Source organism: Candidatus Nitrosopumilus sp. bin_68KS (assembly GCF_054095825.1).
In genome coordinates this window covers 46,043-66,493 of sequence record NZ_JBSWSP010000001.1, presented here as the reverse complement: position 1 = coordinate 66,493, position 20,451 = coordinate 46,043, and the positions used below count along the sequence as shown (strand labels likewise).

At 30.3% G+C, this 20,451-nt stretch carries 24 protein-coding genes and 1 tRNA gene; 12 read left to right on the top strand and 13 right to left on the bottom strand.

The features are described 5' to 3' along the window. Nucleotides 1–21 precede the first annotated feature (21 nt). Nucleotides 22–579 carry a DNA replication complex subunit Gins51 gene (locus ACW9W3_RS00435; RefSeq protein WP_457764199.1) on the top strand — a complete coding sequence of 186 codons (558 nt, stop codon included), beginning with the start codon at nucleotides 22–24 and terminating at the stop codon, nucleotides 577–579. Nucleotides 580–611: 32 nt separating this feature from the next. After that, nucleotides 612–896, top strand: coding sequence for a hypothetical protein (locus tag ACW9W3_RS00430; protein WP_457764198.1), 285 nt, complete (start codon nucleotides 612–614; stop codon nucleotides 894–896). A gap of 2 nt (nucleotides 897–898) precedes the next feature. On the opposite strand, the gene ACW9W3_RS00425 is transcribed toward ACW9W3_RS00430, so the two are convergent. Next, on the bottom strand, nucleotides 899–1,120 hold the full coding sequence (locus ACW9W3_RS00425; protein ID WP_048114540.1) for an AN1-type zinc finger domain-containing protein: 222 nt from the start codon (nucleotides 1,118–1,120) through the stop codon (nucleotides 899–901). 98 nt (nucleotides 1,121–1,218) lie between these two features. Between ACW9W3_RS00425 and ACW9W3_RS00420 the strand changes: the two genes are divergently transcribed. Both ACW9W3_RS00420 and ACW9W3_RS00415 read left to right on the top strand, forming a co-directional pair. Further along, nucleotides 1,219–1,959 (top strand): SDR family oxidoreductase, encoded by a 741-nt coding sequence (locus tag ACW9W3_RS00420; RefSeq protein WP_457764197.1) that lies wholly within the window; start codon nucleotides 1,219–1,221, stop codon nucleotides 1,957–1,959. Nucleotide 1,960: 1 nt separating this feature from the next. Continuing rightward, nucleotides 1,961–3,109, top strand: a complete 1,149-nt coding sequence (locus tag ACW9W3_RS00415) for an NAD(P)/FAD-dependent oxidoreductase (RefSeq protein ID WP_457764196.1) — start codon at nucleotides 1,961–1,963, stop codon at nucleotides 3,107–3,109. Here ACW9W3_RS00415 and ACW9W3_RS00410 read toward each other — a convergent pair. After that, complete coding sequence (locus ACW9W3_RS00410) at nucleotides 3,104–3,319, bottom strand: hypothetical protein (protein ID WP_457764195.1); 216 nt, start codon at nucleotides 3,317–3,319, stop codon at nucleotides 3,104–3,106. The two genes, ACW9W3_RS00415 and ACW9W3_RS00410, sit on opposite strands and share 6 nt — an antisense overlap. Before the next feature lie 55 nt (nucleotides 3,320–3,374). On the opposite strand from ACW9W3_RS00410, the gene ACW9W3_RS00405 reads away from it, so the two are divergent. After that, nucleotides 3,375–3,448: transfer RNA gene (locus tag ACW9W3_RS00405), tRNA-Pro, on the top strand. Here the strand turns inward: ACW9W3_RS00405 and ACW9W3_RS00400 are convergent. From ACW9W3_RS00400 to thpR, 3 genes are read right to left on the bottom strand one after another with little or no spacing between them, the layout of a single operon-like run. Continuing rightward, a complete protein-coding gene (locus ACW9W3_RS00400; RefSeq protein ID WP_457764194.1) occupies nucleotides 3,449–4,210 on the bottom strand; it encodes an RIO1 family regulatory kinase/ATPase domain-containing protein in 762 nt (253 codons plus the stop codon). After that, nucleotides 4,185–5,516, bottom strand: a complete 1,332-nt coding sequence (gene cca / locus ACW9W3_RS00395; protein WP_457764193.1) for a CCA tRNA nucleotidyltransferase — start codon at nucleotides 5,514–5,516, stop codon at nucleotides 4,185–4,187. Before cca ends, ACW9W3_RS00400 begins: the two co-directional genes overlap by 26 nt. Further along, nucleotides 5,513–6,055: an RNA 2',3'-cyclic phosphodiesterase gene (thpR, locus tag ACW9W3_RS00390; RefSeq protein WP_457764192.1), complete on the bottom strand. Its 543-nt coding sequence runs from the start codon at nucleotides 6,053–6,055 to the stop codon at nucleotides 5,513–5,515. Before thpR ends, cca begins: the two co-directional genes overlap by 4 nt. Before the next feature lie 72 nt (nucleotides 6,056–6,127). On the opposite strand from thpR, the gene ACW9W3_RS00385 reads away from it, so the two are divergent. The 3 genes from ACW9W3_RS00385 (at nucleotide 6,128) to ACW9W3_RS00375 (ending at nucleotide 7,899) form a co-directional block, all read left to right on the top strand. Continuing rightward, nucleotides 6,128–6,676 carry an AAA family ATPase gene (locus ACW9W3_RS00385; protein ID WP_457764191.1) on the top strand — a complete coding sequence of 183 codons (549 nt, stop codon included), beginning with the start codon at nucleotides 6,128–6,130 and terminating at the stop codon, nucleotides 6,674–6,676. Next, a complete protein-coding gene (locus ACW9W3_RS00380; RefSeq protein WP_457764190.1) occupies nucleotides 6,673–7,071 on the top strand; it encodes an RNA-binding domain-containing protein in 399 nt (132 codons plus the stop codon). The genes ACW9W3_RS00385 and ACW9W3_RS00380 overlap by 4 nt, the downstream gene beginning before the upstream one ends. Before the next feature lie 84 nt (nucleotides 7,072–7,155). Next, a complete protein-coding gene (locus ACW9W3_RS00375; protein WP_457764189.1) occupies nucleotides 7,156–7,899 on the top strand; it encodes a hypothetical protein in 744 nt (247 codons plus the stop codon). 7 nt (nucleotides 7,900–7,906) lie between these two features. On the opposite strand, the gene ACW9W3_RS00370 is transcribed toward ACW9W3_RS00375, so the two are convergent. From ACW9W3_RS00370 to ACW9W3_RS00350, 5 genes are read right to left on the bottom strand one after another with little or no spacing between them, the layout of a single operon-like run. Beyond that, a complete protein-coding gene (locus ACW9W3_RS00370; protein ID WP_457764188.1) occupies nucleotides 7,907–8,623 on the bottom strand; it encodes an SIR2 family NAD-dependent protein deacylase in 717 nt (238 codons plus the stop codon). A gap of 1 nt (nucleotide 8,624) precedes the next feature. Continuing rightward, nucleotides 8,625–9,524 carry a ribonuclease Z gene (gene rnz / locus ACW9W3_RS00365; RefSeq protein WP_457764187.1) on the bottom strand — a complete coding sequence of 300 codons (900 nt, stop codon included), beginning with the start codon at nucleotides 9,522–9,524 and terminating at the stop codon, nucleotides 8,625–8,627. Beyond that, nucleotides 9,521–10,468 carry a TRM11 family SAM-dependent methyltransferase gene (locus tag ACW9W3_RS00360; RefSeq protein WP_457764186.1) on the bottom strand — a complete coding sequence of 316 codons (948 nt, stop codon included), beginning with the start codon at nucleotides 10,466–10,468 and terminating at the stop codon, nucleotides 9,521–9,523. Before ACW9W3_RS00360 ends, rnz begins: the two co-directional genes overlap by 4 nt. Further along, nucleotides 10,468–11,343 carry a ribose-phosphate diphosphokinase gene (locus ACW9W3_RS00355; RefSeq protein ID WP_457764185.1) on the bottom strand — a complete coding sequence of 292 codons (876 nt, stop codon included), beginning with the start codon at nucleotides 11,341–11,343 and terminating at the stop codon, nucleotides 10,468–10,470. The genes ACW9W3_RS00360 and ACW9W3_RS00355 overlap by 1 nt, the downstream gene beginning before the upstream one ends. 42 nt (nucleotides 11,344–11,385) lie before the next feature. Continuing rightward, a complete protein-coding gene (locus tag ACW9W3_RS00350; RefSeq protein WP_457764184.1) occupies nucleotides 11,386–13,158 on the bottom strand; it encodes a mechanosensitive ion channel family protein in 1,773 nt (590 codons plus the stop codon). A 151-nt stretch (nucleotides 13,159–13,309) separates the two neighbouring features. Between ACW9W3_RS00350 and ACW9W3_RS00345 the strand changes: the two genes are divergently transcribed. Together ACW9W3_RS00345 and ACW9W3_RS00340 are read left to right on the top strand one after the other, a co-directional pair. Next, nucleotides 13,310–14,674, top strand: a complete 1,365-nt coding sequence (locus tag ACW9W3_RS00345; protein WP_457764183.1) for a KamA family radical SAM protein — start codon at nucleotides 13,310–13,312, stop codon at nucleotides 14,672–14,674. Nucleotides 14,675–14,730: 56 nt separating this feature from the next. Beyond that, nucleotides 14,731–15,369: a hypothetical protein gene (locus ACW9W3_RS00340; protein ID WP_457764182.1), complete on the top strand. Its 639-nt coding sequence runs from the start codon at nucleotides 14,731–14,733 to the stop codon at nucleotides 15,367–15,369. Nucleotides 15,370–15,389: 20 nt separating this feature from the next. Here the strand turns inward: ACW9W3_RS00340 and ACW9W3_RS00335 are convergent, their stop codons facing one another. The 3 genes from ACW9W3_RS00335 to ACW9W3_RS00325 are packed head-to-tail and all read right to left on the bottom strand — an operon-like array spanning nucleotide 15,390 to nucleotide 18,641. Continuing rightward, on the bottom strand, nucleotides 15,390–16,595 hold the full coding sequence (locus ACW9W3_RS00335) for a cation:proton antiporter (protein ID WP_457764181.1): 1,206 nt from the start codon (nucleotides 16,593–16,595) through the stop codon (nucleotides 15,390–15,392). A 45-nt stretch (nucleotides 16,596–16,640) separates the two neighbouring features. Continuing rightward, nucleotides 16,641–17,945, bottom strand: coding sequence for an APC family permease (locus ACW9W3_RS00330; RefSeq protein ID WP_457764180.1), 1,305 nt, complete (start codon nucleotides 17,943–17,945; stop codon nucleotides 16,641–16,643). Nucleotides 17,946–17,957: 12 nt separating this feature from the next. Beyond that, on the bottom strand, nucleotides 17,958–18,641 hold the full coding sequence (locus tag ACW9W3_RS00325; RefSeq protein ID WP_457764179.1) for a VIT1/CCC1 transporter family protein: 684 nt from the start codon (nucleotides 18,639–18,641) through the stop codon (nucleotides 17,958–17,960). 103 nt (nucleotides 18,642–18,744) lie between these two features. Here ACW9W3_RS00325 and ACW9W3_RS00320 point away from each other — a divergent pair, with 103 nt between their 5' ends. Together ACW9W3_RS00320 and ACW9W3_RS00315 are read left to right on the top strand one after the other, a co-directional pair. Next, on the top strand, nucleotides 18,745–19,167 hold the full coding sequence (locus ACW9W3_RS00320) for a universal stress protein (RefSeq protein WP_457764178.1): 423 nt from the start codon (nucleotides 18,745–18,747) through the stop codon (nucleotides 19,165–19,167). A 100-nt stretch (nucleotides 19,168–19,267) separates the two neighbouring features. Then, complete coding sequence (locus tag ACW9W3_RS00315; protein ID WP_457764177.1) at nucleotides 19,268–20,422, top strand: DnaJ domain-containing protein; 1,155 nt, start codon at nucleotides 19,268–19,270, stop codon at nucleotides 20,420–20,422. Nucleotides 20,423–20,451: the final 29 nt, after the last annotated feature.

Below are 20,451 nucleotides of genomic sequence, written 5' to 3'. Positions count from 1 at the left end.
CATTTAAGGATTAGGTAAGAAATGTCTGAAACAAATCAAATAGATATCAATTCGTTACATCATACTGTTTTACGAGAAATTGAAAATGATTCTCTTTTAGAAATTAATCCAAATTTTTATAGAGATCTTGCTAATTTTATAGGAAATTTACGAAAACAAGAATTTGATGGTGTAGAAAGTAAAATTAAAGACACAATGATAGAGATGGCAACTGAACTATCATCATTATTAATAAATTTAAGATTAGACAAAATTTTGAAATCTTCTGAAATCGAAATTGGATTTCTTTTAGATGAAGAAAAATTCATTTTAGATTCAAAAGAAGAAGAAAAAGAAAGAATTGAATTGATTATTTCAGCAACAATTCACGGAAAATCAAAATTTCTTGAATCATTAGCTCAAAACCACAAGACAAAAAAAATTGTCATTAGATTTCTTAATGAAGTAGATGAAATAGTTGGAGCAGATCTTGAAAAATATGGTCCTTTCAAACCAGAAGATATAGCAACTATTCCCTATGAGAATGCCCAAGCCTTAATTTCCAAAAACATTGCTACCAAAGTACGTTGGGAAGATTAGATAGAAATTATACCTATTTCTTTTGATATTAAATGTCTCATACAGGTGTCGATGTTATTGATTTTTTGTTTTATACAATTTATCCTGTAATTGGAATTTTTACAGTAGAGGCCATTAGTAGATTAATCAAAGCTCCAAAATGGGTAAAATTGTGGGTTCAAGCAATTGTGTCAATTGGATTTGGTGTATATTATTGGTTTATTTTACCAGCGCCACAGAATTTTCCGTTAACTGCAATGGTGATGTTTGCACTTGCTATTGCACTTATTTATCAAGGAAGACGTGCAAAAATATCTCCTGATAAAAGTCCATATTGATTTTAAAATCGTCCAAAAATCCGTTTGAAAATATTTGGTTTATTTGGACCTCCATCTCGAATTACTTTTTTCTCCCCAAATCTTCTTGCTCTAATCTGACTGAGTTTTACACATCTATGCTCTTCAGGAAGTCTATGTTCTGAACAAAAAGGATCTTTACAATAATTGCATTGAAAAGGTAAATCTGTCAAATCACCACAATAAGCGCAATTTTCAGATTTCATAAATTTATTACATCTATTCTTTTAATAAAGGTGCCACAACTTTGCGTTTTGTTAATGTCTAAACATTTTTACAATGATAATCTGTTTAGAAGATTTAGATGATTAAAGATAAAGTTGCAATTATTACTGGTGCAAGTAGTGGTATTGGTTTTGCTACTGCATTAACGCTATCAAAAGCAGGCGCTAAAGTTGCTATAGGAGCTAGAAGAGTTGACAGATTAGAAGAACTTGCAAAAAAAATTTCTGCTAATGGTGGAGAAGTATTTTTCCAAAAATTAGATGTAACTCAAAAAACTGAATGTGACAATTTTGCTAATGCAGTTTTAGACAAATGGGGTTCTATTGATATTCTTGTAAATAATGCAGGTTTGATGCCTTTGAGCTTTTTCAAAAGTCTAAAGGTAGATGAATGGGATAGAATGATTGATGTAAATATTAAAGGAGTATTGTATTCAACTGCTGCAGTAATTTCTCATATGAAAGACAAAAAATCTGGTCATATTGTAAATCTCTCTTCAGTAGCTGGAAGAATTGTTTTTCCAGCAGGTAGTGTTTATTGTGCAACAAAGCATGCAGTTGCTGCATTTAGTGAGGGATTAAGACAAGAATTTAGTGTACGATCTAAAATTAGAGTTACAAGTATCGAACCTGGAGTTGTAGCAACAGAACTCAATGATACAATTACTGATGAATCATTAAAAGGATTTATTGAAAATGCAAAGAAGATGGAAGCATTACAAGCAGAAGATATTGCAAATGCAATTTTGTATGCAGTAGAATCTCCACCTCATGTGAATGTAAATGAAATTTTGATAAGACCTACAACACAAGAACGTTAAGTTGACTGATATCCCACATGTTGTTATTTTAGGGGGAGGTTTTGGTGGACTATCAGCTGGAAATGAATTAAGAAACTTTCTATCTTCATCCCAAGTAAAAATTACTGTAATTGATAAAAAAGATTGGTTTATGGTAGGATTTGCAAAATTATGGATTATTAATGGAACACGAACTTTTGAAAATTCTATTGGCTCATTAAATAAATTATCTAAAAAAGACATCAATTTCATTAAAGATGAAATTGTAAAAATCGATCTAGAAAATAAAAATGTAAAAACTATTTCACATAATATACAATATGATTATCTAATAATTTCTATGGGTGCTGTATTGGCTCCAGAAAAAATTCCTGGATTAGTTGAAAATGGATTAAATCTATATGATCATAATGATCTTTCAGAAATTCATAACAAACTACAAAATATAGAATCTGGAAATATTGCAATTTCAATTATGGGAATGCCGTACAAATGTCCCCCTGCCCCATTTGAGGCCAGTTTACTAATCGATTCTATGCTTAGAAAACGTGGAATACGTGATTCTGTAGAAATTAATTTTTACAGCCCTGCTCCTATAACTTTGCCTGCAGCTGGTCCCGAAGTAAGTAAACAAATTCTTGAACTTGTGAATTCTGAAAAAATAATTTTCCATAATTCAAGCAAAATAAAATCGGTTGAATCAAAAAAATTAATTTTTGAAAATAGTCATGCTGATTTTGATTTACTTTTAGCCATTCCCCCACACATAGCTCCAAAAATCATATATGATTCTGGATTAGCTATAGAACCTGGATTTATTCCAATAGATAGAGATTGTAAAACATCTTTTGAAAATGTTTTTGCAATTGGTGATGTTACTAGTTTAACGGTTGCAGAAACAATGGCGGTACCAAAAGCAGGTGTTTTTGCAGAGGGAGAAGGTATTACAGTTGCAAAAAATATTATTTCAAAAATTCAATCAGAAAAAGAATCTGCACTTTTTGATGGAAAGGGTGGTTGTTTTATTGAATCTGGTAGAGGTACTGCATCAGTTATCGAAGTGGATATGTTTTCAAATTCAAAACCTTCTACAAATCTTACAGAATCAACCACAGAAAATCTTTCTAAGAAGGTAGAATTTGAAAAAGAAAGATTAGAAAAGTGGTTATAATTTATCTTTACTATCTTTAGTTTTAGATAGATGCTCTAAGATAGCTTTAACTTCAATACCTAAATTCTGGGTATTGTTAGATAGATTCAGTTTTTCTGGAATATTATTCTTAAAATCCTCATCTTCTAATTCAATACTTCTTTTTTGAATACAATCTAGATGATCTTGATCAGTCGCTGAAATTTTGTGGCAAATATTGCAAATCTTCATAATTTACTTTATCAATACCACGATTTAATAATTTCATTTTGTGCCTCTGAGACAAGGGATTGTAGTCTAGCTTGGTATGATACTAGTCTGGGGGACTAGTGGTCGCAGGTTCAAATCCTGCCAATCCCATTATAATTTTAGAACTCTTAGTAATTCGTCAAAACTCTTTCGTGTTTTCTCTTGTTTGTATTTTTTTAACACTTCAATAATTTTTTCTTTGGAAGAATTTTTGTATATTTTTTGAGCTTTTTTTGCAATTCCAGAACCGATAAAAAATGCTTGAGTAATAGATGTTACATTTGATGGTCTTCTTTTAGTACTAGAGCTTTCAAAATCGATTAAAGTTGATTTTGTTTTTCCTACTATAACATGTTTAGAAATATTGCTTAATTCACCATGATCAAAACCTATTTGATCTAATCTATAACAATCCTCTAAAATTTTTTTGATTGTTAATTTTAATTTTTTTGCACTTCCAACTCCTTTTAACAGATCAACCCACTCACTAATTTTAATACCATCTAAATATTCCATAACTAAAAAATTTTTACTTGCAACTATCATCTTTGGACCTACATTTACAGAGTTTACTAATTTCAGTAATACTGATTCTTTTTTCATTTCTTTTCTTTGTGAATCAGTTCTTCTAATTTTTAATGCTACTAGTTTGTTATTTTTTTTTGCAAGAACTACAACTCCAACATATCCTTTTCCTAAAATTGATAGATTACCAATTGTTGTAGGACCTGAAAATGAAATTGATTTTATTTTCAATTTTTCTAATTCAGAAATTCTTGATTTGATTTGTCTACTAGTAGCTTTTGGGTATCCAATAATGTTTGAGTATGGCTCAACAGATAATCTATTAATTGAAATAAATGAGTGTACCATCAGTTGAAATCAACTCATTTGCAACCTCTTTAATTGATTTACTAAAATTTTTCTTTCCTATTGAAATCTTGTAACCTTGTTTGAAATCACTTTGAAGTCCTCTTGGTATGCCTGTTTGAAGATTCTTTTTCAAAAATTCTGACATAAACTTGACTGCATCTACATGCTTTCTTTTTTCAACTGAAATTATTTTTCCATTATTTCCAATCCACATTAATTCGGTATTTTTTAGATTTTTAGAAATAAAACTCTTGGAACTATCTTCTCTAAAAAAATCAGGTCCATTCTTTGAATAAATTTGATTAATCTTTGCTGATTCTAGGAAGAAAAACAACCAAACATCCTTTTTTTGATCCGTATACGGTTTACTTCTTAACACATGAAATCCTCCCAATTCTAATTGAGTTGACAAGGATGATGTAGCTCTTTTAATCTGTCCCCATATAATGTCTGGACTTCTAATTTTAAAATTAAATTTTATTACCAACAAATTTTCCCAATATTTTTTTGAAATTTTCAATTGTTTTTTCTTAAAGAAATCCAAAGTACTTTTATTTTTAAAAGCTCTACAAATTAAAATAAATTTTCCAAGATTTTCATTTGATATTGCAGCAGCTAAGTTTCTATTATTATCAATTGGATCAATTATGGCAATTGATGTTTCAAATTTTTTTGATGTTTTTCCAATTACCTGATATTCTTTAATTTCTGATATTGAATTGATAATGTTTTCAAAACTTCCAAAATGTAATACTAAAACTTCTGATACATATCCACTAAACCCTTGCTTTGCAATTTCTGCACCATAAATCCCATTTGATTTTAGAAAAGTCTTAAGAACTCTAACATTGTTTTTCATTTTTGGCGTTAATGATTTCTGCATAAATTTAGTATGAAATGTAGATCTATCAGCTGCACTTTTCCATTCTCCAATTTTTACATCATAAAATGGCACTACATTGATCTTAGTGTTTTTTATTTTAGCCTCAACATATGGGTGCTCAGAATATCTTACATATGGGGAATATTTTTTTAATGATTCAAAACCTATCTTTTTTGAAATTTTTTCAAATTTATCTTCTTTTGTAGATTTTTTGAATCTTATGAAAATATCTATATCTGCATCTTTTGCTAACCAAGTACCTTTTGCATATGAGCCACCAAATTCCAATCCTATGACTTCTGGATATTTTCCAATTTCTTTTTCTACTAATTTGAATGCTAAATCTGCAATATCATTTTTTGATTTTTCAATTGTTTTTGATGGAATAACATATCTTGATACTGTACTAATAATTTGTTTCATTTTCTTAATTTGATCTCCTCTAAATCAGAATAAATCGGTCCAGTAGAAGTAAGTTCACTTTTTTTCAATTTGAAACTAATAATCTCTTGAATCCCAAAATCTTCCATTTTTTGTTCATCCAATTCTTTTGTTATATCTCCTACCTTCTTTTTAATCCTAAATATCGTAATGTGAGATTTGAATGGTTTATCAGGAGAAAATCCTAATGGTTCTAATACATTTTCAACTTTTTTTGCCAGTTGAATTAACGTATTACCACCATTTTCATCAGTTCCAATCCAAACGACTCTTGGAAATTTAGGCTTAGGGAATGCACCAACTCCTTTTAGATTAATTGTAAAACTTGAAAATTCAATGGTATTAAGAGCTTCAATGACTTTCTTAGAAATCTCATCTGTTATTTCTCCCAAAAACTGTATTGTGAAATGTAAATTTTCTAAACTAACTGGTTTTGCGTCGATATCAATTTTATTTTGAATTTGTTTAATCAAATCTAGTACATTATTATTTGAAATTTCTACTGCAACAAAAGTTCGCATCACAACATTCTTTGGTGTATCTTTATAATAATTTCCGGTAACTTCATAGACGAGTCTTTTTTTTGTTATATATTGACAAAACTAATTGTATGCCTAACAGGCATGCCTGGTGCTGGAAAATCTACCATCGCTGAAGGTTTAGAATCAAAAGGATACAAAATTATCAATATGGGAAATGCTGTTAGGGAAGAAGCAAAAAAAAGAAATTTAGAATTGACAAGATCAAATCTAGGAAAATTAATGCTTGAACTTAGAGAACAAAATGGTCCAGGCGCTATAGCAGAATTAGTTAAACCACAAATTGAATCTTCGTCAGCTAAAGTGATATTATTAGATGGAGTAAGATCAAATGATGAAATTAAAGTTCTAAGAAAATATGGCACTGTAAAATTATTAGCAATTCATGCTTCAACAGATAAAAGATTTGATTTTTTACAAAAAAGAGGAAGATCCGATGATCCACAAACAAAGGAACACTTTGAAGAAAGAGATAATCGTGAATTAGGAGTTGGAATTAGCAATTCTATTGCATTATCTGATTATGCAATCTCAAATATTGGCTTAACAAAAGATGAATTAATCAAAAATGCTTATGAAATTATACAAAGTTGGGCAGAATGAAAATTCCAAATATCAATTGTATACTTCAAATGACATGTGCATTACATCCTTCTGAAGATCCTGAAAAAGTAATACAATCTATCTCAAATATTTTTCCATATTCAACAATAAAATCTGAAGATTTTTCAATTACAGCACAATCAAAAGAATTAAGATCATTTGAAAAAATTTATGAAACAATTCATTCAAAAAAATCTCAAAACATCTATCGACGCTACCTTGAAAAAAATTTAGATAATGATACTACTTGGTTTTATCTTAACAAACAGGCAGCATTTGTAGAAGAAATAGCAATTTGTGAAGAAGCAGAAGAATCCCCCTTAGGACCAATTAAAGTAATTCTCTCTTCATCAAATATTGATGGAATTATTGATTGGATTGTTTTAGGAAATTAGGAAAACTTAGTAAAGAAAATTCACTCTTTTTTGACTATTTTTTTTAGTATGAATCTAAAATGATTTTTTTTAAATTATAATCAAATGTTCATAAAATTAGGTATAATTGCTGGTATTTTGATCTTAGGAGGCATGATATTCTCTACTGAGATAGATACTCTATTTCCTTCAACTTCTGCAAGCGTGATTGATTCTTTAAAAACTGACGTAGCAGATATTGGTTCCAAAGCTTCAGATTCAGTAGAAGAAAGAATCGATGGATCTATTGATAATATTATAGATAAAACTGGTAATACTATCTCTAATGAAATAACTCAAACTGGCAAAAAAATTTCCAACGAAATTTCTGATGTAACAGAATCATCACAAAAAGTTATTTCTGAAGGAATTTCTAATTTTAATCCTATTGAATCTGTTAAGAATATCTTTGAAACAAATTCAACATCACAAAATTCAAAATCAATTGGTTCATCTTCTGTTTCATCACCATCTCCTACTCCATCTACAACTCAAACTAATCCAATTACATATGAAACACTTTCTTTATCCACCAAACAACAATCTGATGATAATATTGTTCTTCAATATTCAGACACAAGTGGAAAAACAAATAGTGTTAATGTTGTAATTAGAACTACAGATAAAGAAATTTTTTCTGGAACATATTTTACTTCAATGTTTGAAACTACTGTGAATGATGCAACTGGAATTCCTTATTATGTAGATATGATAATTGATCATCAAGACTATGGTACAGTAGCTTCATCAGTATTCAATCCTGGGGATTCTTCTGATTCAAACATAAATGGTATCTTTTCACAAAAATAATTTAATTTTATTTAAACAATGATACTAATTCAGGTAATGAATTTGCACCTGTATTTTTTATTGCTAAATCCATCTCAGATGACATTTCTGTATTTTCTGGATTAATTTCAATTAATATTGCATTACTTTGTTTGGCATACATAGGCAATGTATTTGCAGGTGACACAACTAAAGATGTTCCAACAATTACCATTAAATCACATTGACTTGCAAGTATCATAGCTTTTTGCCAAACATTTTGAGGTAAAGATTCTCCAAACCATACAACATCTGGTCGTAGAATATTCCCACATTTACAAATAGGTGGAATTACTAAAAACTCTGATATTATTTCTTCATTATAATTACAAACTGAACATTTGATTTTAATGATACTTCCATGCAGCTCTAATACATCAGTACTACCTGCTTTTTGATGAAGCCCGTCAATATTTTGAGTTAAAACTGATACTTGAGCATACTTTTCCAGTTCAGCAATGGCTTTATGACCTGGATTTGGTTTGGCTGCAAAAATATTTACTCTCCTTTCATTATACCACGTCCAAACTAATTTCGGATTATCATAGAAAGCATCAATTGTAGCTAATTTCATAGCATCATAATTTCTCCATAATCCATCTTTTCCTCTAAATGTTGGAATTCCACTTTCTTGAGAAACTCCGGCTCCTGTTACAACTACAATTTTTTTAATATTTTGAACTTGGTTTTTGATTATTTCAAACATTTTATTTTATTTCTATTTCTAAAAGATCTCTTGCAGTTATTACTGAATCATGAATTTTTACAGCTTCTTCAAAATGTCCAACTTCATCTTTATATCTTGCTGAAAAATGTGTTAAAACTAAATTTTTTACTTTTGCATTTTTAGCAATTGTTGCAGCTTGTTTTGCAGTAGAATGACATGTTTCTTGTGCTCTTTGTTTTTCTTCATCTAAAAATGTAGAATCAAATACGAGATAATCACAATCTTCAAAAAATTTTTCTAATTCTTTAGTAGGCATTGTATCTCCTGAAATACCAATCTTTTTTCCAGGCCTTTTTTCTCCTAATACCTGAGATGGTTCTATTGTTTTCCCATTAATTTCTATTTTACTTCCATTTTGTAATTTATGCCACAATTCTCCTTCTGGTATTCCTAATTTTTTTGCCTCATCAATATTAAATCTTCCAGGCTTGTCTTTTTCTACAAACAAATATGAAAATGCAATTACTGAATGATTTGCTTTACAAACATACATTGAAAATTTTTTATCTTCATAGATTTTTCCTTCTTTAACTATGTTAATTAAAACAGGAAATGTTAATCCAAAATTTAATACTTTGATGTTAGCAGCTATAAATTCCTCTATCCCGTTTGGGCCAAAAATTTCTAAAGTTTCTGTTCTATTTTGCATAGACATTGTTTGTAATAATCCCAAAATCCCTACACAATGATCTCCATGTAGATGTGTTACAAACAACTTCATTTTTTTATTCCATCCTAGACCTGATTTCATATATGATATTTGAGCTGCTTCTCCTGCATCAAACATTAGAATTTCACCATCTCTTTCTAAACAAATACATGATAATCCTCTCCTTTCAGTGGGCTGTGCAGCTGAAGTTCCTAAAAATACCAGTTTCATTTTATCAAAATTGTCCTTGTCAAGCTTTTATGCCTATAGATTTCATATTTTTTGAGTCCTTTCAATCTCAATTTACCATCTAATTCTTTTTTGTACATAATTGCAATTCTTTTGCGCTTAGGTAGAATCGAGAAAAATCTCTTTAGGATTTCTTCTGGTTTTTCTGATGTCTTTGATGATCTTCCATATGGCAAATCAGTAACAATTCCATCAAAATCTTGAGAGATTTTGGTTAATTCTTGAAAATCTGAGTTGAAAACTTTGGATTTATACCTGTTTTCTTTGAGATTTTCTTTTGAAATTGTGCACATTTTTTCATCAAAATCAAATCCAATTGCATGGATTTCCATAGATTCAGATTCCAAGAGGGTTGTACCTGTACCACAAAATGGATCACAAATAGTTTCACCCTCTTTCATTCCTATAAGATTAATCATAACTCTTGTCAATTTCCAATCTAATTCATGAGGATATTTAGTAATCTTTTTTGGTCTATAATTCTCTTTGACTTTTTTTGAAAACCCAAAAAAGTTTTCTTCATCAGTAAAAATTAGATATACAGTAATGTCTGGATCTTCTAATTTTACTTTTGCATGAGAGAATTTTGATATCATATCACCCATTGAACTTTCTAATTCTGATATATTGAATTGATTTGATGATAAATTTATTATTCTACACACAAAAGTTTTAGCATTTTTTAATACTCCTATGTTTTCTTCATCTAAAAATAACCCTGACATCTTTCTTAAAATCTGACCAGAAATTTTTACAAATGTTGCACGTTTTGTAATTTTCTCCCAATTTGTTTTTGATTGAATTATTACTAAATTGGAAATAATTTTAACCTTAGAAAATCTATCATACATTTTTGATAATGAAATTATTTCATCAGTTGCAAGTTCTAGATAATCTTTAGATAAAATAAAAAAACTTTCTGGCATTATACTATTGCCTTTGCAATTGTACTTGAAACATCTACTATTGATGTTTTACCTGGTATTGTATTTGCACTAACAATTTTTGTTACTCCTGCTTTCTTAATTTTCTTTTCTGCATCATTCATTAAAAGGGCATGTGTGCATGCAACATATACTCTACTACATTTTTGTTTTTTAAGAAATTGTGTAGCTTTAACAATACTGCCACCAGTACTAATCATATCATCTACTAAAATCAGATCTCTCCCACCAACGTCTACGTTCTTTGTTTGAATCTGCACTTTACCTGTTTTTCTATCTCTCTTCTTTTCTAAAGCAATATACTCTGTTCCAAATTTACTTGCAAATTCTTGTGCTCTTTCTTTTCCTCCTTGATCAGGTGATATAATTAATGGATTTTTTAGCCTCAATTTCTTAAAATATTGAACAAGATCTGGAATTGCAGTTACATTTTTTGTCCTAATTGTAAAGTGGTTAAATCCTGTTAAACTATGAATATCTACAGCAATAACTTTTGATGCACCTGCACCTTTGAATAATTTTCCAAGAACTTTCATTGTTACAATTTCTCCAGGTAAAAACTCTCTATCTTGTCTTGCATATCCCATGTATGGAATTACAGCAATTACCTGTGTTGAAATTTCTTTAGCTTTTGATATTAATGATAATGCTTGTATCAAATTAGTATCAACTGGTGGATAAATTGATTGTACAACAACTGATTTTTTCTTGGATACTTTACCATTAAGCGTAATTTTACTTTCTCCATCAGCAAAAATTCTAATTTCTGATTTTACTAGATTTGCTTTTATTTTCTTAGATAGTCTTCTTGCTAAATCTTCAGATGATTTCCCTGAGATTACTGATAAACTACTCAACAAAGAATTGTGATTTGATGGGATTCTTAAGTTTTGAGAAGATCAATCCTCTCCACTACCACGACCAATATCCCCTATTCCAAATTCATCCATTACCTCATTTCTTTGAGTATCAAATTTCCCAATTTCTTCTTGTTCACGTTTTTCATCTCCTTGATACACAGTTCTAATGGGCCATGGGATTCTAATATCGTATTTTTTAAATTCCTCATACATAATCATCCTCATTTCAGTTTTAGCTTTGAATTGTGAACCATAATCTCTAACATAAAGCCACATTGTAAAATCTAGTGAGGAATCATTGAATTTGTTAAATCTCACTACTGGTTGATTAATATCTACATGAATATCTTTGTCACAACCACAACTTGGTTTGTTTTCTTCCAAGAATGGACATCTGAGTTGAGTTACAAGATGTCTTCCTTTATTGTCAACTGATTCTTTCATCACTCTTTTTCCAACTTTAACTAGGATAGCAGCAACTTGTTTGGGATCATTAAGATATGAAACACCCACATCCACAATTGCTGGAACCATTTTGATTTCTTTTGAGAAATTTATAATTTGAGCATTAACTAATTGTCTTGTTGGAATTACAGCAAATGATTCATTTAATGCATCTCTGATATAGGTAACTCTAGGCGTAATTTTATGTACATATCCGTTATACCCAGTATCCAATTTCACACGTTCTCCTTCAGCAAATATTTTTTCTTTTCTAATCAAAATATATGCAAAATAATTTTGCATAGTTTCTTGTAATGCTAAACCCACTCCTATAGCTAAACCACCAGTTGCAGTAGCTAAAACAAATAGATCTACGCCCCACCAATTTATCACTCCTACAATTACTGCAACAAAAATTCCCAAAGGTAAAATTTGACTAATGGATTTTGGAAGATTTTTTCTTTTTCGTGTTGCATAACCTGGAGGTCTACCGCCAGCAACTATTGGCTCATATGATTCTAATCTTTTTTCTTCCCTCCATGTATCAATAGGATAGATCTCTTCATCTTCTTGACCCGGTCTAAGTTTTTTCCCTGATTGATTATCGCCACTTACACATTTTTCATAATAATTAAGATATTTTTCTCTCTCTGATTTTTTCCAAACTTCAAATGGATTTTTTACTAATTGCTCATAACTACCAATTGGTAATCCTTTTGTTGTTCTAAATTCCTCTAAGAATTTTCTTCCTTCATTTGTTTTAAGATTTTGTACAAAATCTTCTTCAGATATATCTTCTGGTGTGTTCTTAGGAGGAACCCATTTGTAGCATTTATGAAATAAATCCTCTTTGTCATCTAGAAACCCTCTCATATCTTTCCAAGCTTCAAAATCTTCCTTTTCCAAATAGGATTTTTCTCGCTTAGAAATAATTATTGGAATCAAATGCGCAATTGAATATCCAATTACTAGAATGTTAATCGTGTTTAAAATTTTAGCAAATTTATTTGCAGCTGACAGATTATCAGCATTTTCTACCGAATTAAAATTTTCGTTCGAATCTAAAAATATCTTGTCATCAAACAAGTCAAAAGATTGAATGTATGCATTCATACTTGTAATTAAAATAATGGCAAAAAATGGTAAAACACCAACTCTTACAAATCTTGAAAGATGTGGTCTAACATAAGAAATTTTTTGAGATGAAACTTTTTTTGAAAATAATCTATAGACTAAGGAAATTCCAACAATTCCAATAATTAATACAATAAACGCTACCTGAAGAGATTCAGATGAGGCTAGAAGCTGAGATATGCTTTGAAACTGGTCTACTTGACCTGATACAGCTTCGATTATTTCTTCAGCCATTTAGATATCTATTTTTCTCCTTTTTTCTATCATACATAGGTTAACCTAACCCCATTCTTGTTAGAATTTTTAATACAAGTATTATAAATTTAAAATTTTTAGGCATAAAAAACGTGTAACCTTTAACAATGGTATTTGCACTAATAACAAAATGACCTATCAGGAGACGGTTTGGGATTCTTCACCATCACTAAAATCCTACACCTTGTCAAATTTTCGGACTCTTCCACAAATTCAGAAACTTGGTGAAGACATTCAATTTGAAATGGAGGTTGTTGGAAATGTATTGCCATTTAAAGCAAATAACTATGTTGTTGAACAATTAATTGATTGGAATAATATTCCAAATGATCCTATGTATGTACTAACTTTTCCTCAAAAAGGAATGCTAAAACCTGAACATTATGAAAAAATGGCTACTGCATTAAAGAATAATTCAGATAAAAAAGAAATTACAGCCATTGCCAATGAAATTCGTTTACAACTAAATCCACATCCTGCAGGACAAATGGAATTAAATGTTCCAACATTAAAAGATGGAACAAAATTATATGGAATGCAACATAAATACAAAGAAACCTGTCTTTTTTTCCCAAGTCAAAGTCAAACATGTCATGCATATTGTAGCTTTTGTTTTAGATGGCCACAATTTGTAGGAATGGATGAAATGAAGTTTGCAATGCAAGAAGGACAACAGCTAGTACAATATGTTAGAGAGCATCCAGAGATCAGTGATGTGTTATTTACTGGTGGAGATCCAATGATTATGAAAGCAAAAATTTTCTCAAAATATGTTGATTCTTTGCTTGATGCAAATCTTCCTAATCTTAAAACAATTAGAATTGGAACAAAAGCCTTATCATATTGGCCATACAAATTTTTGACTGATTCTGATTCTCAAGAAATGTTAGATGTATTTAGAAAAATTGTTGATAGTGGTATACATCTAGCAATTATGGGTCACTTTAATCACTTAAATGAATTAAAAACTGATGCTGTAAAAAATGCAATTAAAGAAATTAGCTCTACTGGTGCAGTTATTAGAACACAATCTCCACTTTTAGCACACATAAATGATGATGCTGAGATGTGGGCCAAAATGTGGACCAAACAGGTCCAATTAGGATGTATTCCATATTACATGTTTGTTGTAAGAGATACTGGTGCACAACATTACTTTGGTATTCCTTTAGTAAAAGCATATGAAATTTTCAAAAAAGCATATTCATCAGTTAGTGGATTGGCAAGGACTGTTCGTGGACCAAGTATGTCTGCGACTCCAGGAAAAGTACATGTAATTGGTACAGCAGATCTACATGATCAAAAAGTTATTGTTTTACGATTCTTACAAGGTAGAAATCCTAACTGGGTTCAAGTTCCATTTTTTGCAAAATACGATGAAAATGCAATTTGGCTAGATGATTTGAAGCCTGCATTAACTGAGAAATTCTTTTTTGATGATGAGATGAAAAATTTCAAAAAATCAAACCCTCTTGATGACTATCCTGAATCCTAAAATTATTTGTGAAAATTAGTCAAAGGTTTTTAAAATCAATTAAAGTTTTTTTAGTATTGAAAACAAAACTCTTGTTTTTATTTTTGCTATTCATTTCAGGTTTAGCAGGAATTGCATATGGACATACAGTTGATTCTGTTGGAGAATATAGAGTGGAAATAGGCTGGATGAATGAACCAGTTGTTTCTGGTGAAACTAATGCAATTGAATTCTTTGTTAGTCCACTTGAGCCTGGATTAGAACTAGAAGATCAAATTTTCAAAAATGGAATTACAGGATTAAAAAAAACAGTTAAAATAAAATTAATTTACAAAGACGAAAGTATAACGCTTCCTTTATCTCCTGATCATAATATTTCAGGAAAATATTATGCATTTATCAATCCAACCATTTCTGGATTTTACCAAGCAAATATTTTGGGAACAATCGAAGATACTCCAATTAGTTTATCCATGCATCCACCAAAAGTCGAAGAGCGTGCATACATTGAATTTCCTGAACCATCTGATCTTACATTGACTCAAATTATTGATGGGCATACGGCATTAATTGAAGACATACATGATTTGAAACAATCAGTTAATTCTCTTGAAGAATCTAACCAACAAATGGGATTAGGTTATCTTGGCATTGGAATTGGTATGGTTGGCATTGGGATTGCAATAACTGCACTTGTAAAATCTAAAAAGAACTAAGTAGAATTTGAAATTTTATCTTAATTTTTAAATGAATGTTTTAACAATATAGGTCCAAGAATAATAGTTCCTAATATAACAAAAATTAATGTAGAGAAAATATTTTCTGAAATAATTCCATAAGCTAATCCCAACCCTGCAGTGATAAATGCAATCTCTCCTCTTACAACCATTCCATATCCTATTCGTAAGCCTTTGTGCTTGTCTTTGAGTAGTAAAATAGCTGGAATACCTGCACCCAAAATTTTCCCAAGAATCGCAATTACCAAAATTAACAAAAATAAAACTAGATCCACACTTAGAATATTTGTAATATCAATCTGTGCACCTATTACTGCAAAGAAAAATGGCGCGAAAATTATTTGTAATTCCCCGACAAATTCTTTTACTTGCCTTGCTAACTTTGATCCTGCTAGTCCCATTCCTGCTGCAAATGCACCTACTATAGGATTAAGTCCAATACTTGCAGCAATGGCTGCGATACCAAAGGCTGAACCCAGTGCAGTTGCTTGCTTTGTACCTCTTGACTCAAGGGAAGTTGGTCTCATAGTTGCAACAAAATGAACTATCTTGGGAAGCAAAAATACAGAACCTAATAAAAGTACAATCCATAAAATTAATGATTCTGAGATCTCAAATAATACCAATTCCAAAGATGGCAATGCATTTCCAATAACAATTGAAATGATTGATGATAAAATTGCTAATCCTAATACATCATCAAGAACTGCCGCATTAACTAAAATATTCCCTTCTTGTGTTTTCTCTTTACCTAATTCGTCTAGAATTGTTACAGCTGCTGCAATGCTTGTTGCACTTAGAGTTGCAGCAATAATGAGTGCAGCCATCCACTCGATTCCAAGTAAAATAGAAATTCCATATCCAAGTACTAGTGGGACTAATACTCCTGCAACACCAACAATCATAGCTTTAATCCCTGCATTCTTCAAACTAGCAAAAGGGAAATGAAGACCAGCTGAAAACAGAATTATAATTCCAGCAATTTGCCAAAATGATAAGATTAATTCATTAATTTCTATAATTGGTCTATCGAAGAATTCTATCCATCCCCCAAATGCAAATGGACTTAAGATTATTCCACCAATTACAAAACCAATTATTTCAGAAACTCCAAAATGTTTACAAATTCTACCTAATAGCATTGAAGGAATTACTAAAACCAAAATACCAATCAATGTGGGAATTGCATCAAATTCTAGAACCATTAATAATTTAGTTAAATCTAAATTATTAAAACTAATTTTTAAAAATCAAATTTGAGATATACCATTCGATTTAGGAGTTAAATTTTTAGAAATTTTGTAGAAAACTGCACCAATTCCAATAATTCCTAAACCTACAACCACAACTTCAATTTCAAATTGAAATCCCATGTAAATCGAAATTGCTAATCCAAATAATGGAAGAATTGGAAATTTTCCAACATTAATTGGAACTTTAAATTTTCGTTCTATATCAGGTTCTGTATAGCGTAATACAATAACAGCTAAATTTATGGCAGCAAAAGTTATCACAATTGCAAAAACTGTAATGTTTGCAACAATTACAATATCTCCAACTAAAGTAAAAATCATTGAAATTATCAAAATTACTATGACAGCTATCCAAGGAGTTTTTGTTTTAAAATGAATTTTTCCTAATATGGAAGGAAATACTTTTTCTCTTGCCATTCCATAAAACATTCTAGAACCTGCAACAAGTGTAATCAAAACAGTGTTTGTAATAGCAAAAAGAGCAATTGATGAAAGTAAGATATGAGCTTGTGTGCCTAATCCTCTTTCAGCTACTAATGCTATTGGAGCAGCAGAAGTAGCAAGTTCTTCCCAATTTACAACTCGTACAACAGCTAGAGAAACTAAAATGTAGATTATCCCAGAGATGAAAACTGATAAAATTATTGCTCTTGGAATTGTTTTTTTAGGTTTTCTTACTTCTTCTGCAATGTTTGCCATATCTTCAAATCCAATAAATGCAAAAAATATCAAAACAAATGCAATAGCAATCCCTGTAAATCCCGATGGACTTTCAAGATAATTTACTGGTTCTGGGCTACTAAATGTAAAACCAATAATAATTATCAGTATTAGTCCTGCAGCTTCAATTATCGTAAAAACAGTATTAGTCCATGATGACTGTTTAATTCCTACAAAATTTACAATTGATAGAATAACTAGCAAACCCATGGCAGAAATAATTATTGGAATGTCTACAAATTCAGCAAAATACCCACCAAATCCTAATGAGACTGTTGCAGCAGTAATGATTGATGTGATAGCAGTTAACCACCCTATGATAAATGCAAAAAAATTATTTTTAAAAGCATTTTTAATGAAAACGTATTCTGCAGCAGCTTTAGGAAATATTGATGACAATTCAGCATAACTAAATCCTGCAAATAACGCGACAATAGATCCTAAAGCAAATGCAATCCATACTGCATCTCCTGCAATACCAACAGCTTCGCCAATAAGCACATAGATTCCAGCACCTAAAATCAAACCTACACCATACATGGTAAGATGAAAAAGTCCCATGTGGCGTTTTAATTCAGACATTTATCATTTATCCTAAGACACCAGAAAATTTAATCCGTATCCTACAATGTAAGCAACCATTGCTGCAATACCTCCAATGATTAATGTAATTATTCCAGCACGAATCATAGAACCTTTAACAATTTTTCCTTTTATCATTCCTACCAGAAAAAATGCTGCAAGAACAGAAATTGTAGAATAGATAAATGCATTTGAATTTGATTCAATTCCAATCATCATGAAAAACATGAATGGAATTAAAGGAATTACTCCAATCAAATTAAAACCAATAAAAGTGCTAATAGAGCTATCTAGCGGATTCTTTTCGTCTTCAATTAAACCTAATTCTTCTTTCATCATTGTATCTATCCAAACTTTTTTCCTAGACGTGATAATTCTTACAACATCTTCTAATAATTCATCTTTGAATCCTTTCTCTCTGTAAATTTCTCTGATCTCATCAATTTCCTGTTCTTCTAAATTATCAATCTCCCATTCTTCTTGTCTTCTCTTCATTTGAATGAATTCATTTCGTGCCTTTGATGCTTGATAATTAGCAGCTGCCATTGAAAATCCATCTGCAAATAAATTTGCAAATCCTAAAATCAAAATGATGCTTGGAGATAATGATGCTCCAACTACTCCAGCTACTATAGCAAAAGTTGTAACTGCACCATCAATTGAACCATAAATAAAATCATCAAAATAATTTTTCATTTTTCAATTAATATAATAAAGAATATTTGAATAAACTCAACCAACAATTTCAAACTTGAAAATCATCATTGTTTCTTATATTGAATCAAAAGAATTATTTTTTATGGCTAAATTCAATAAAATTCTAGTACCTCTAGATGGTTCTGCAAATTCTATGAGGGGATTAGATAGAGCAATTGAAATTGCAAAAGGTGGAAATGCTGAAATAACTGGATTTTATGTATTTCATTTACCAATAGCTGCAGGAATAAAGTATACTGCGAAAATGAAAGATGAAGCACAGAAAAAAGCTGTTAAAGCAATTGGTCCTGCAATGAATAAAACTCAAAAGGCTGGTGCCACATTCAAATACAAAACAGGTGGCGGTCATACTGGATCTGAAATTGTCAAAGCTGCACAAAAAGGAAAATTTGACATGATAGTTATTGGAGCAAGAGGTGTAGGTGGAGCTAAGGAGACATTCCTTGGAAGTACATCAAATTATGTAATGCACAAAACAAAGATTCCTGTATTAGTAGTAAAATAATTCATATCTAATTTTTCCATTTTTTCATATACTTGATATTCTGTTAGTAATAACCTACAAGTATAAGGAATATGAAAATTTAATTTTGATGGTGTAAAAAATGGTGGAAAGCAATTATGATATTTTAGCAATTGTAGAAGGTTCAACAGAGAAGGAAATTAGAGATGCATTTAGACGATTAGCACTTCAGTTTCATTCAGATCGTGGTGGAGAAAATGAACAATTTATCAAAATTAAACAAGCATATGAAGATCTAAAAATTGGTAAAAAATATCCTGATACTGATATTGAAAAACTTAAAAATTCAAAAGTATATTCTAGTGATTCAGAAGATGATATTAGACGAAAAAATCAGATCCTAGGTCAAGAATTATCAAAAGAAATGAAAACTGCCGAAGAATGGGCAGCAGCTTTGAATAGATCAGATACCACCGGAACAAGATTATTTGGTTCTAAAACTCTTGGAGAAATTGAACTAGAAAGGAAAGCAAATGGTGCTCTATCAATTAAAGGAAATTTTATGGCCGGAAATCTAACTTATGATGGTCCAATAATCATGCAAGGAAGTATTTCAAGTCCTTCATGGACTAAGGAATTTAAAACTAAAATTCATCTAACTACAGGAGATTTTAAATTCATTGATCCTATTGAAAATAAATACAGAGTTGAGAATGGTGCTACAATTATTGCAGATAATGGAAACATTGTAGTTGGAAATATTTTTGGAAGAAAATTTAAAGTTGAAGATCCACAAGGTAGAGTTGGTATTTTTCAAATTATAGAACATAGAACACATGTATCTGCACCAAATGGAAAAATTATAGCTGAAAATCTTGTAAATACAGTATCAATAGAAGCTGATACTGTTATTGTTTTAAATGTAGAAGATGATGTAACAATAACTGCACGTGAAATTTTATTTTATGGTAGTAAGTTTACTTATGATTCAACTATTGAATTAAAACAAGGTGGCTCAATTAGATTTTTTGAAAATTTTTCAATTCAAGGATTAAGTGGTGATGCAATTATCAAACTTGAGAATGGGAAAAAAATTCGTTTGTTTGATGTAAAAACTAAAAAAATCAAAGATTTATCCGATGAATTTGTTCCCAATATAGAAAATTATGGTAAAGATAACACAATGGTTGGACACGGATTTACAATTACTTATGATATGCTAAACAATCTTTCAAAGAAACCATCTAAAAAACAACAAAGCAGTTGGAAATCTAAATTTGGATTATCAAAAAATTGATCATTTTAATTCTAATTAATTGCACAATT